At 66.4% G+C, this 11168-nt stretch carries 13 protein-coding genes and 1 pseudogene; 6 read left to right on the top strand and 8 right to left on the bottom strand.

Going from position 1 to position 11168, the window contains the following annotated elements:
• The 7 genes from ACFE87_RS23980 to ACFE87_RS23950 all read right to left on the bottom strand — a co-directional run.
• The coding region (locus tag ACFE87_RS23980; RefSeq protein ID WP_375462177.1) for a Y-family DNA polymerase at positions 1-836 on the bottom strand (836 nt) is incomplete at its 3' end.
• Between the two features lie 2 nt (positions 837-838).
• Positions 839-1318, bottom strand: a complete 480-nt coding sequence (locus ACFE87_RS23975) for a LexA family protein (protein ID WP_375462176.1) — start codon at positions 1316-1318, stop codon at positions 839-841.
• 326 nt (positions 1319-1644) lie between these two features.
• A complete protein-coding gene (locus tag ACFE87_RS23970) occupies positions 1645-2142 on the bottom strand; it encodes a hypothetical protein (RefSeq protein ID WP_375462175.1) in 498 nt (165 codons plus the stop codon).
• A gap of 53 nt (positions 2143-2195) precedes the next feature.
• Positions 2196-2765 (bottom strand): DUF4062 domain-containing protein, encoded by a 570-nt coding sequence (locus ACFE87_RS23965; protein WP_375462174.1) that lies wholly within the window; start codon positions 2763-2765, stop codon positions 2196-2198.
• Complete coding sequence (locus tag ACFE87_RS23960; RefSeq protein ID WP_375462173.1) at positions 2762-4021, bottom strand: type IIL restriction-modification enzyme MmeI; 1260 nt, start codon at positions 4019-4021, stop codon at positions 2762-2764. The genes ACFE87_RS23965 and ACFE87_RS23960 overlap by 4 nt, the downstream gene beginning before the upstream one ends.
• Positions 4022-4025: 4 nt before the next feature.
• Entirely contained in the window at positions 4026-4604 is a 579-nt protein-coding gene (locus ACFE87_RS23955) for a Fic/DOC family protein (protein ID WP_375462172.1), read from the bottom strand.
• A gap of 7 nt (positions 4605-4611) precedes the next feature.
• The gene (locus ACFE87_RS23950; RefSeq protein WP_375462171.1) at positions 4612-4815 is read right to left on the bottom strand and encodes a hypothetical protein; all 204 of its coding nucleotides are present in this window, start codon (positions 4813-4815) and stop codon (positions 4612-4614) included.
• Between the two features lie 665 nt (positions 4816-5480).
• Between ACFE87_RS23950 and ACFE87_RS23945 the strand changes: the two genes are divergently transcribed.
• Both ACFE87_RS23945 and ACFE87_RS23940 read left to right on the top strand, forming a co-directional pair.
• On the top strand, positions 5481-5894 hold the full coding sequence (locus ACFE87_RS23945) for a helix-turn-helix domain-containing protein (RefSeq protein WP_375462170.1): 414 nt from the start codon (positions 5481-5483) through the stop codon (positions 5892-5894).
• Positions 5895-6610: 716 nt separating this feature from the next.
• Positions 6611-6970 (top strand): annotated as a pseudogene (locus tag ACFE87_RS23940) (IS481 family transposase); the annotation flags it as partial.
• Here the strand turns inward: ACFE87_RS23940 and ACFE87_RS23935 are convergent.
• Complete coding sequence (locus ACFE87_RS23935; protein ID WP_375462169.1) at positions 6908-7663, bottom strand: YbdK family carboxylate-amine ligase; 756 nt, start codon at positions 7661-7663, stop codon at positions 6908-6910. The pseudogene ACFE87_RS23940 and the gene ACFE87_RS23935 overlap by 63 nt on opposite strands.
• A gap of 221 nt (positions 7664-7884) precedes the next feature.
• Here ACFE87_RS23935 and ACFE87_RS23930 point away from each other — a divergent pair, with 221 nt between their 5' ends.
• The 4 genes from ACFE87_RS23930 to ACFE87_RS23915 all read left to right on the top strand — a co-directional run bounded on the left by ACFE87_RS23930 (position 7885) and on the right by ACFE87_RS23915 (position 10808).
• Complete coding sequence (locus ACFE87_RS23930; RefSeq protein ID WP_375462168.1) at positions 7885-8118, top strand: hypothetical protein; 234 nt, start codon at positions 7885-7887, stop codon at positions 8116-8118.
• A gap of 97 nt (positions 8119-8215) precedes the next feature.
• Entirely contained in the window at positions 8216-8809 is a 594-nt protein-coding gene (locus ACFE87_RS23925) for a DUF3489 domain-containing protein (RefSeq protein ID WP_375462167.1), read from the top strand.
• Entirely contained in the window at positions 8809-9264 is a 456-nt protein-coding gene (locus ACFE87_RS23920) for a DUF2924 domain-containing protein (protein ID WP_375462166.1), read from the top strand. Before ACFE87_RS23925 ends, ACFE87_RS23920 begins: the two co-directional genes overlap by 1 nt.
• Complete coding sequence (locus tag ACFE87_RS23915; RefSeq protein ID WP_375462165.1) at positions 9261-10808, top strand: recombinase family protein; 1548 nt, start codon at positions 9261-9263, stop codon at positions 10806-10808. Before ACFE87_RS23920 ends, ACFE87_RS23915 begins: the two co-directional genes overlap by 4 nt.
• The last annotated feature ends 360 nt before the right edge of the window (positions 10809-11168 follow it).

Here is an 11168-nt window from a genome sequence, read left to right as displayed (position 1 = left end):
AAGAATGGTTGTGCGCCATCTACGTGCGCACCACCCCAACAACTAGGCGTTGCCCCGGCCCGGTCGACGGCCCGCCCGAACGAGCGGGAAGCGATGATCGTCTTGTTGTCCGGTCGGCCCTGCTCGAGGTCAATGCACGGCTCGCCCCGGAGCTCCCGTACCATGCGCTCGCTGACCACGTTGAAATGCTGCCGGATGAACCGGGGATCCGCGTCGCGGAGCTCGAGGGGCGTCCTGATGCCGAGCGCCTGCATCCGGGCTGCCAGTCGTCCGGCCACGCCCCACAAATCCGTCAGCTCGATATGAGCGAGAGCGGCATCTTGGGCCGCGGGAGTGAGGAGTGCCATCACGCCCCCACTGTCCGGGTCCTTCTTGGCCAGGCGGTTCGCCACCTTGGCGAGGGTCTTGGTCGGCGCGATCCCCACACTGACCGGGATCCCGGTGCCTTTCAGGACAGTGGCCCAGAGCTGGCGGGCATGGCCGTCCAGCCGATCGCCGAACCCAGACAGGTCCAGGAACGCCTCATCAATGCTGTAGATCTCGAGCGCCGGCGTGAACCCGGCGAGGGTGCGCATCACGCGCGCGCTCATGTCGCCGTAAAGTGTGTAATTTGAGCTCCGGACGATGACGCCCTGCTTCTCGAACTCGTCGCGTTTAAGGTGCCTGGGGTCGCCCATGCCGATCCCGAGCGCCTTTGCCTCATTGCTGCGGGCGATCACGCATCCGTCGTTGTTGGACAGCACCACCACGGGCTTGCCCATCAGCTTCGGCTGAAACAGCCGCTCGCAGCTCGCATAGAAGTTGTTGCAGTCCACCAGGGCGATCGGGCCGCCCACGCCTACAGCACGCGCGACATGCCGGTAACGACGCCCCACACCGAGAAGTCGGCCTCAGCCGGCACCTCGATCTCGGGGAAGGCGGGGTTTTCCGGGCAGAGCACCACCCGGCCGGCCCGCTTCTCGAGGCGCTTGAGGGTGAACTCGCCGTTGAGGCAGGCGACCACGATGCAGCCCGACTTCACCTCGGCCGCCTTGTTCACCACCGCATAGTCGCCGGGATACAGGCCCGCGCCGGTCATGCTCTCGCCGGCCACCCGCACCAGGAACACGGAAGGCAGGCCGATCCCGAGCAGCTCGTTCATGTCGAGCGGCGTGTCCAGGTAGTCGTCAGCAGGGGAGGGGAACCCGCACGCGACCGTGGACGTGACCAGGGCAGCCTTGGCGCGGGTCCTGGCCTCACCCTTGAGGAAGGCCCCGATCCCGCTGGCGCTGCCACCTCGAGCCGCGGCCATCCGGCGAGCCTGGTCGGCGATCTCCACGGGGAGCCGCACCACCTTGGTGCCATCGCCTGGCCGTCGGCCTGATCCCGGCCTCGGTCCACCCCGTCCGCGTCGCTCTTCCATGGTCGCCCCTCCGTTTAGTTTCTGTTACAGAAATCAAACCTACAAACCAGGGGTGCGGCAAGCCTGTTCGAACGATCCTGCCTGTTCATGTGGCAGTGCCGCCCCGCCATCAGCGGGGCATGGTCGGGCTTTGCCCGAATGGCAGCCCTCTCGCTGGTGGTCCGGAGTGGGGTCAAGGCCGCCGCAGGCGCCCCGGAGGGGTTGCCTTGAGGCCGGTCCGGGCGGCTGGCTCTCCTACGAACCTACCGCGCCCGCCACTCGCGCCGCATGAGGGTTAGAAGATCCTCGACCAGTCGGTTGGGCTCTGTTCGCAGGGCAGGGCGGGGCAGGACCGGGGGTGCGAGCATGACGGGCTGCGGATCGCGCCCGAATCCGCGCATAGAAATGGAGTTCGGGCTCGCGTCCTGTTCCTGTTGGGTCCTCCAGGTGGCGCTCTCCGCATTGCTCAGAGTGACCGCGATGGCGCTGTGGGTAAGCCGCATGGTTGGGTCGACCCGGTCGAGCAGCCAAACCGCGTAGGCGATTGCGGCCGTAAGCACGGCCCCAACCTGCTCCTGGATGACGGCGCCCATGTACATCGTGCCCCGTTCGCGTTCCGGCAGGGCAAGCCGCATGCGGATCCCGCCTTCCGGGTCGAGGAGAACGTCTGAGCGGTCGGTCTGGCGGACTCGGAGCGCGTTGCCCTCGATTGCGACGATCGATCCGTGCGCCGGCGTGAAGATCCGTACCGGGCCGAACATGGCGGCTTGCTGCATAGCCTCATGCAGGGCAGGGGCCTCGAGTTCGCTTGGCCTTAGACCGCCTGTGCCGGTCCGCTGGCTATGGTGAGCACCACCCTCGGTCTGTGCGGCAACGTCGTATTCCGCTGCTCTGCCGGAATGAGCGCCTTGGCTTTGCTGACCAGTGCAGTTTCATTGACTGGACCGGCGGCTCTGGCCAGCTGCCATTGCGAGATCGCGCCTGTGACCTTGCCGCGGAGCTCCTCGGGCGTTCTGAACGTCCGGCGCAAGGCGCCGGCCGACCAGTCACTTACCTCCTTGATGAAGGCCGCCTGGGCGGGCTCAGGGTCGACTCCTTCCTGAACGAAGGCGAGGACGTCACGGCTTTCGCGGGCCTCACGGAACTCCTCGTGGGTTGCGGAGAGGCCGGATGGTTGCTGGGGATCACCGTAGCTGGCGCCGAGGATCAAGACGACCAGGCCTGACTGACGCACACCGTCGAGGCACGCGACACGCGGGGATTGAGCACGGGCAGGGAAGTCTTCAACGGTTATCGGCTCGTGGAAGAGGTCACGAATGGCTGTGCAGGCCGCCACCCGGAAGGCCTCCATGCCGGTAAAGCGGGAGCTGACGAAAACCTTCAAGGCTGAACTCCTGCGAGGGCGGCGCGGCCAACACGGCGCTTCACTGCAGCTGCCGAGAGGGCCTTCAGGACGCGCTGGCGACGATCCGGGTGTAACTCACGTAGGACCTCGGTCTCGAGGCTGCGCAGCTCCCGGTATGCGATGATCAGGAAATTGCCGCAGCCACAGGCGGGATCGAACAGACGAAGGCCCGCCATCTTGTCCTGAAAGGCCCTGAGTGCGTTGCCGCGGCCGGTATCCCGGCGCGTCCGGAGCCTGGCGAACTCGGCCCTGAGCTCATCCAGGAACAGCGGCTCGATCACCTTCAGGATGTTGCGCTCGGTCGTGTAGTGGGCGCCATGACGCCGGCGCTCGACCGCATTCATCACCGACTGGAAGAGGGAGCCGAAAATCGCCGGCGAGATCGCGTCCCAGGAAAACTCGCAAGCCTCTAGGAGCCGACTGCGCATATCGCCGTCAAACGACGGAATAGGCAGTCTCTCGGCGAACAGATCGCCATTGACGTAGGGAAACTGATTGAGGTCAGCGTCCAGCTTGGTCTGACGACGCTTCTCAGGGGTGTTTAGGACCTCGAACAGGTTGCTGAGCCAGGGTCCTACGTCGCTGCCGTCTGGCCGGGTGCGGTCCTGGATCAGGCTTTCGAAAATGTCTCGCTCGAAGATGCCGGTGTCGTCGGCGAACAAGCAGAACAACAGGCGTACCAGGAAACGCTCGAGGTCGTGGCCGTCGTAGCCGGAGGCCTTCAGGGAGTCGTGAAGCCGTCCCATCAGCTCCGAAGCTTTGATGTTGACGGGATCCTGATCCCGGAACGTGCGCTTTTGCACGCCGACGATGAAGCCGAATGCCTCCACGTGCCGGGGCAACTCGGCCAGAGAGAAGCGGACCTCCGTGCCCTCGTCCAGGTCGTACAGCTCGAAATTCTGGAAATCGCTGAGCAGGATGTAACGCGGCAGCTCCACTTCTTTCAGGCCCGGAAAATAGTCGAGGGCCTGAGCCTTGGCTGGGGCCAGGCTTCTACCGGCACTTTTGTGCTCGACGAGGAGCACGCCCTTCCAGAAGAGGTCGATGAAGCCGCGCCTTGTACCCAGGAGCTTCACCGGTTCCTCGAAGCTGGCAACGCGGCGCCGTTTGACGCCAAACACCTCAAACAGCTCGTTGTAGAAGGTTTGGGTCTGGCCCTTCTCGTAGTGAGCGGTCCGCCATTCATCGGCAAAGCCAGCCGCCCGCGCTCTGATCTCGTTCCATGAGAGGCGCATCGGCTCAGGTCCCTTCGGTCAGATTTGCGATCTGACCGGCCAGGGATTGCTCGTCCCCTTTGAAGCTCGCAATCATCGCGTGCAGAAAGGGTTCGGGGTCAAGGCGGTCCAGACTGAGAGGGTGGCCCGCCTGGTCGGCCAACAGCGCCGTGAAGGCCAGCTGAGTGCGGCCGTTTCCGTCCCTGAACGCATGAATGGCGTTGAGCTCGGCCAGGAAATGCGCCGCACCGGCGGCAAAGTCCGCGTGGTCCAGCCTTTTCAGGAAACCGGCAACCTTCAACCCTGCGAACACGCGGCGGAGCTCGCTCCCGATGTGCTCAGGGTAGCAGAACATGCTGGCCCCGCGGCTGATGCGCACCGTCCTGGGACGCCCTGCCCAGGAATAAACGTCCTGGAACACGTGCCTGTGGATGGCCTGGTAATGCCTCACGCCCCAGCGGCCGGTCGGCATGGGCTCTAGGAACCGACGGGCTGTGGACACGGCCGCAAACCGGTCGAGAGCCTTCTGTGAGGTCAGGCCGGGTATGTTCTTGAGGACGGTCGAGCCGGGATAGCAATACGGGTCGGCGATCGCGTCGTACATCGCCCCGCTAGGCGGATTTCTTGCCGTATTTCCCGGTGATGAACCGCGTCCGCTCGGCGCCGGTGGCGCGCCGCTTCTCGAGGCCCTGCAGATCCTGCTTCATCTCGCGGGTCAGGCGGACACCCTCCACGGCGCTGATCTTCTCAAACGCGCCCAGGCCGAGCACCTGGCCCTTGGTCTTGCCCTTTGTGATGGTCCGTCCGCTGCTCATGGCGGGACGATACCACAGCCGCCGGTACTCGCCAGCTCCTTGTAGAGGCCTGCGGCCGGTGGTCCGGAGCGGGGTCAAAGCCGCCTTACGCGCCCCCAAGGGTTGCCTCGAAGCCGGTCCGGGCAGCTGGCTCCTCATCAACAACGCCGCAAATACGATTTTACGGCGACACGGCTTAGCGATGATCGACCGAAGGTTTGCAGCCATACATAGAGGCCCGGCCAGGGTCCCGGCCGAGCCTCGGAAGCCGACAACGCCTTAGTTGTCCTTGATCGTCGTGTCCGGGCTGCGCTTCCCGTGAGCCGTCGTCACAAACCGGCCGGAGATCGCGCTCCGGTAGGTCCCTCCGGCAGATCCAGCACCCCGGCTCTCATGCACGGTCTTGCTCGGACTGCGTTGCCCCTGAGCTGCAGTGACAAACCGGCCGCTGCCGGCAGAACGATAGTTTCCGCCTGTTCCTTTACTCATCTCAATCTCCTCATTCCCCTTACTGGGGTCACCTCAATATAGCGTCTCGGGCGAGGGTGAACGACGGGCAGATCGGAGGTTTTGCGACAGTGGTGTCGCTGCGAACCTGTGGAAGCGCCTGGCCCCACATGGAAATTTCGCGAAGACCGCGGTAGATTAACCACTCGGCTCCCCTGCGGGGCCGGGCGGGTCAGGCCATGGACACCGAGTCTTCGTCATCTCACGCTGCCGACCAGCGCACCCGGTGGGGCGATGCGGTAGATCCGGGAATGTTGATCGTCCCCGCCATCCTGCTGCGGCATCAGCAGCGCCTCGGGTTGACGCCGCTCGAGATGTTGCTGGTCCTCAACATCGTCGCGGAGTGGGACGAGCCGAACGAACTGCCGTCTCCGCGGCCTTCGGTCCTCGCGAAGCGCATAGGGACGAGCCCTCGAACGATACAGAGGGCGATCACGAAACTGGCCCAGGCGGGCCTGGTCGAGCGTCGTCCAAGCGAAACCTGCCGAGGGATGACCGTGCGGAGGTTCGACCTCTCGGGTCTACGCAAGCGCCTGCAGGAGCTCTCCCTGCCGCAGGCCAGAGTCCGCCCGGATGCGTCGAAGGCTGCCTAGTAGCATCTAGAGGAACCCTGGTGAGGTCCTGAGCCGGGCATAGCGGGGCCATCCCCGACGTGGGCTTGCGCCTCAGACGGAGTGGCCGCTGCCCGTTGGGTGGCTAGGTGGGGACCCCGGAGCCGGCCCCGCGCTCGGGCTCTACGCGTGCTCTGCACGGCGGCGCGTATCGCTCGCTACTTCACGAGAGCTGTGCAGGTTGAGGGCGGTCCCTGGGCTTCGAGCTTCCGCGGTGCCCTTCGGAGCGTATGACCGCGTCCCCACGGTGCTCCATGTCCCAGTCGCGTTGCCGCTTCGCGCTGACCACAACGGGCGAGCGTCGGTCTCTCGAGGAAAGAGAACAGATAAGGGGCGTTTGCGGTCGAAAAGGAGCACGATCGGACGGTTTCGCGACACCCATGTCGTGCAGCCCCTTCTTTTTCTGCCGAGAGAGGCGCTGAAGCCACTCCGGGGCTTTCAGCCCAATAGCAGCCTTCCCGCTGGTTGTCCGGAGCGGGGGTCAAGGCCGCCGTAGGCGCCCCCGCATGAAGTAGGGCTTCAAAGCTGAACCGTTCGAAGACGACATACCAAAAGGGACATCGCAGAGCCGCTTCGAGTCAGAATTGCCGGTGCGCCGCAACTCATTTGGCCTGCCCGGAAGCAGACCTCCCGAAAGTTAGATGTTTGATCCCGGGCTTTGATGGTGCAGTCTCCACGCTGGAGTGGAAGGATGCGCTATGGGCCAGGTTCTCCACGGGAGCGCCACGACGACAGAGGCGATCCGTCGAGCGATACAACATAGTGAAGCGAGCCTGAGGGCGCTCGCGAAGCGTTACGGGATCAACCAGAAGACGGTCGCGAAGTGGAAGCGACGGACCTCGGTCGCCGATGTGCCGACGGGTCCGAGGGAGCCTCGATCGACGGTGCTGTCGATCGAGGATGAGGCCGTCGTAGTCGCCTTTCGTCGGCACACGCTCTTGCCACTCGACGACTGCCTCTACGCGCTCCAGGCGACGATCCCGCACCTGACACGCTCATCCCTGCATCGCTGCCTTCAGCGTCATGGGATCAGCCGGCTGCCGGAGGTCGACGGCGACACGGAGTTCGAGCGTCGGGTAGCGGATCGAAGGACGCAGGGTCCACCACAGGAAGCTCGCATCCTTGATTGCGCCGGCGCTGATCAGCGTTGCGACGAGCCGCTCGTACTCGGCAGCGTCCCGGAACAGCTCCGGAAGGCCGGTCCGGGGCATCTCTCCCCATACCGACAGGCGGTAGGCGGCCAATCCGGTCGCGCGACCCTGCCAGAACGGCGAGGATGCCGAGAGCGCGAGCAGGAGAGGCGTGTAGGGCAGGAGGCGGTTCATCAGATCGACCCGCCGGTCGGGATCGGGAACCTCCACATGGACGTGCATGCCGCACACGACGTTGCGGCGGCCGAGCATCTGCATCTCTTCCGTGAGGGCCTGGTAGCGCGCCTTCTCGGTCTTCTGTTGCCAGCTCCACTGCGCGAGTGGGTGAGTGCCCGATGCGAGCAGCAGGATGTCGTGGCCGCGTCCGATGTCGGCAAGTTGCTCGCGCATTCCGCTCAGGACCGAGCGAGCCTCTTCGAAGCGGGTGGTCGGCGGTGAGGCGATCTCGACCTGAGACTGCAGCAGCTCGCGCTCGACGTCGGGAAGTTCGCGATGCACGGCCGCATGGAACGCGTCGAGCGAACCGCCCGGGGTGCCCCGAGTGACCGCGTCGGCCAGGAAGAACTCCTCCTCGATGCCGAACTGAAAGCTGCCGTCCATCCCAGATCCAATGCAGAGGGCCACCATGCCCCGAAGCGAACGTCCGCAGCTCCCGCTTGGGTCCACGAGGCGCTCTTGAAGGCAAGGCGCCGAGTATGTCTGGCGACTGCGACCTTCGGTCGTCCGGCACTCCCGGCCAGTTGGCCGGGTGAGCCTGCAGATCTCGCTCGACTGTCGGTGCGAACGGAGCGTGTGTGCTGCCGGAGAGACGGGAGCACGGGATGAGCGAGGGGCTGAGCATCACGGTGGGGCTGCGGGAGCTGAGCACGCGGCTGACGGACGCGGCCGCGATCCTAAAAGGGGCGGTGGCGTGCGCGGAGAGCGGGTCCGAGCGCGAGGCGCTCCGGATCGCCATGGATATCGACGAGCTCTTGCACGACGCCCAGACCCTGCACGGCGCCGTCTGCCTGATCGGGCGCATGCAGCGCCGGGCCGAGCAGCCCGCCGACGGCTGATCCTCTCGTCGACGCGCTCCAGCCCCGCCGGCCGCAAGGGCCGATTGCGGGGCTGGGCCAGTGGCAGGCCAGCAGGCCGCCTCGACCGGAGTGCACCATGACTATCACCTTGGCCAAGACCGAGACGAAGCTGCTGCGCGATGCCGCCGCCCGCGGCGGCACGTTGCAGCTCCCCGACAGCATGAAGCCGAACACGCGGCATAGGACCCTCGGAAAGCTGGAAGCGGAGGGCCTCATCGCGGCCGGCGGCCAGAACGGCTCCGAGCCGCAGCTCTCCCCGGCCGGATACCGGGCCGTCGGTCTGCGTCCGCCTCGCCGCAAGGACGCTGCCGAGACGAGCGTGCCGAAGCAGCCCGAGAGGGAGGGTACGCCGGTCCCGGCCGAGAAGCGGAAGGCGGATGATGCTCCCCGCGCCGGCACGAAGCGCGCACTCCTCACCGAGATGCTGGGCCGCCAGGATGGCGCAAGCCTGCACGAAATGATCGCCGCAACCGGGTGGCTGCCGCACACGACTCGGGCCGCCCTGTCCCGGATCCGCTCCGCCGGCCAGATGCTCGCCAAGAGCACGCGACCGGATGGCAAGACCGTGTACCGGCTTGAGAGCGCACCCGTTGTGGCCGAGATCAGCAAGGGCGCGGCTCGCCGGCGCGGCCGGACGGCTGCATTGGCCGACGTGGCGGTCGCGGTCTGATGCCGAGGACGATCCAGGAGGTCGAGGACGAGGTCGCGCGATTGCGCGACCTCGATCCCGTTGCGCTTCGAGCCCGCTGGCGCGCCGTCACGGGCCGGATGGCTCCGAAGGGCGCTTCCACCTCGCTGCTGCTCAGGTTGCTGGCCTATCGTGTCCAGGCCGAAGCCTTCGGCGACCTCTCGCGAGAGAGCGCCAGGGTGCTGGACGCGATCGGGACCGGCCGGCCGGTGCCGCTGCCCGTACGACGAGAGAGCCCTGGCACGGTGCTGGTCCGGGAGTGGAACGGGGTCCGCCACCACGTTATGGCTGTAAAGGACGGCTTCGCCTGGAACGGCGGCACCTATCGGAGCCTGTCCGAGGTCGCCTGCGCGATCACCGGCACCAGGTGGTCGGGACCGCGCTTCTTCGGGATCAAGGTCCGACCAGGATCACAGGATCAGGGGAGAGCAGGATGAAATCCGCTCGCCGCTGCGCGGTCTACACCCGGGTCTCGACCGAGCACGGGCTCGAGCAGGAGTTCAACTCGCTCGACAACCAGCGCGAGGCAGCCGAGGCGTACATCAAGAGCCAGGCGCATGAGGGCTGGCGCCTGCTCCGCGACCGCTACGACGATGGCGGCTTCTCGGGCGGCTCGACCGACCGTCCAGCCCTGCTGCGCCTGCTCGACCAGGTCCGGATGCGCCGGGTCGACGTGATCGTGGTCTACAAGGTCGATCGGCTCACCCGCTCGCTCGCCGACTTCGCCAAGCTCGTCGAGCTGTTCGACGCCGACGGCGTCTCGTTCGTGTCCGTGACCCAGGCCTTCAACACCACGACCAGCATGGGCCGGCTGACCCTCAACGTGCTGCTCTCCTTCGCGCAGTTCGAGCGCGAGGTCACGGGCGAGCGCATCCGCGACAAGATCGCGGCCTCCAAGCGGCGCGGCATGTGGGTCGGCGGCAACGTCCCGCTCGGCTACCGGGTCGAGGCGAAGAAGCTCCTCGTGATCGAGGAAGAGGCCGAGCAGGTCCGGCTCATCTTCCGCCGCTACCTTGAGCTCGGCAGCATCGGTACGTTGCTGCCGGACCTGCGCGGGCGTAACACCGTGACGAAGCGGCTGGTCCGCTCGGGCGTCGTCGTCCGGGGCGGGATCCCGTTCACCCGCGGATCACTGGCCTACCTGCTCCGCAACCGCTTCTATGTCGGCGAGATCGCGTTCAGGGGCGAGGTGCACGCGGCCGAGCACCCGGCCATCCTCGATCGCGGGCTGTTCGACGCTGTTCAGCGGAAGCTGACGGATCAGCGCAACGGCGACCCTGTGACCGGCGGCCGATCCGGTGCGCTGCTCGCCGGCAAGCTCTTCGACGAGCGCGGGCACAGGATGACCCCGACCCATTGCCGGAAAGCCGGCGCGCGCTACCGCTACTACATCAGCCGCCCGCTGCTCGACGGACACGGGATCGACGCCGGGCGGGTCCGGCGGGTCCCGGCTCCTGAGGTCGAGCGGCAGGTGCTCGATGCCGTGCGGGCCCGCTGCCCATCGGACGAGCCCGACCATGACTTGATCCGAAGTGCAGTCGACCGGATCGAGATCGCGCCCGACCTGATCCGGGTGACGCTGATGACGTCCGAGGACGAGGAACCTCGCTCGCTCGAGATACTCTGGCAGCGAGCATCGTCACGACGGCATCGTGAGGTGATCGCCTCTCCTGGCCGAGACGGTCCGGCGCGGCCGATGCGCATCGAGACCCGCTCGACGCTGCTCGGGGCCATCGCACGTGGCCGGCGCTGGCTCGCGGAGATCCTGTCGGGCCAGGTCACGGACCCGGACGCGATCGCCCACCGCGAAGGCTGCTCGCGCCGTCAGGTCAACGCCACGATCTCGCTCGCCCATCTCGCGCCGGACATCATCGAGGCGGCCATCGCCGGCCACCTTCCGCACGGCCTCGCGCTCCGCGACCTCACCGATCCGCCTCTCGCCTGGTCGGAGCAGCGCAGCCGCATCGGCATCGCCGCCTAGCAGACGACACGCCTGTCGAACCCGCTGCGCGGCAGCATCTTCGCGGTTCGCCCCGCCACCCCCCTGTCTCACGCGAAAACTCTCCCCGAGCGCGGAGCGCCGAAGGACTACCTCACCGAACACGCGAGCGATGCTCGGCGCTTCGGGGAATCACTTCTACGGAGCATCGGAGACGGCCGCCCGAAAGGAGCCCGCTCGCCCGTCCAGAGACCGACTTCAAGCGACAGAGACGCCGATCATGCGGCTAAGTCTCTGAACTGACGGCGTCTCTGGTCAGAGTGGACGCGACGCCAATTCGACGAGAGTGCGTGGTGGGCCCGGCAGGACTCGAACCTGCAACCAGACCGTTATGAGCGGCCG

It is taken from the genome of uncultured Enterovirga sp. (genome assembly GCF_964242715.1).
GTDB lineage: Bacteria > Pseudomonadota > Alphaproteobacteria > Rhizobiales > Beijerinckiaceae > Enterovirga.
This window is presented reverse-complemented; position numbering and strand designations above follow the sequence as displayed.

Coding starts and splice junctions, on each gene's coding strand:
- ACFE87_RS23915 (WP_375462165.1), top strand. CDS start 9,261: ATGAAATCCGCTCGCCGCTGCGCGGTCTACACCCGGGTCTCGACCGAG.
- ACFE87_RS23960 (WP_375462173.1), bottom strand. CDS start 4,021: ATGCGCCTCTCATGGAACGAGATCAGAGCGCGGGCGGCTGGCTTTGCC.
- ACFE87_RS23920 (WP_375462166.1), top strand. CDS start 8,809: ATGCCGAGGACGATCCAGGAGGTCGAGGACGAGGTCGCGCGATTGCGC.
- ACFE87_RS23970 (WP_375462175.1), bottom strand. CDS start 2,142: ATGTTCGGCCCGGTACGGATCTTCACGCCGGCGCACGGATCGATCGTC.
- ACFE87_RS23945 (WP_375462170.1), top strand. CDS start 5,481: ATGGACACCGAGTCTTCGTCATCTCACGCTGCCGACCAGCGCACCCGG.
- ACFE87_RS23925 (WP_375462167.1), top strand. CDS start 8,216: ATGACTATCACCTTGGCCAAGACCGAGACGAAGCTGCTGCGCGATGCC.
- ACFE87_RS23930 (WP_375462168.1), top strand. CDS start 7,885: ATGAGCGAGGGGCTGAGCATCACGGTGGGGCTGCGGGAGCTGAGCACG.
- ACFE87_RS23955 (WP_375462172.1), bottom strand. CDS start 4,604: ATGTACGACGCGATCGCCGACCCGTATTGCTATCCCGGCTCGACCGTC.
- ACFE87_RS23935 (WP_375462169.1), bottom strand. CDS start 7,663: ATGGACGGCAGCTTTCAGTTCGGCATCGAGGAGGAGTTCTTCCTGGCC.
- ACFE87_RS23950 (WP_375462171.1), bottom strand. CDS start 4,815: ATGAGCAGCGGACGGACCATCACAAAGGGCAAGACCAAGGGCCAGGTG.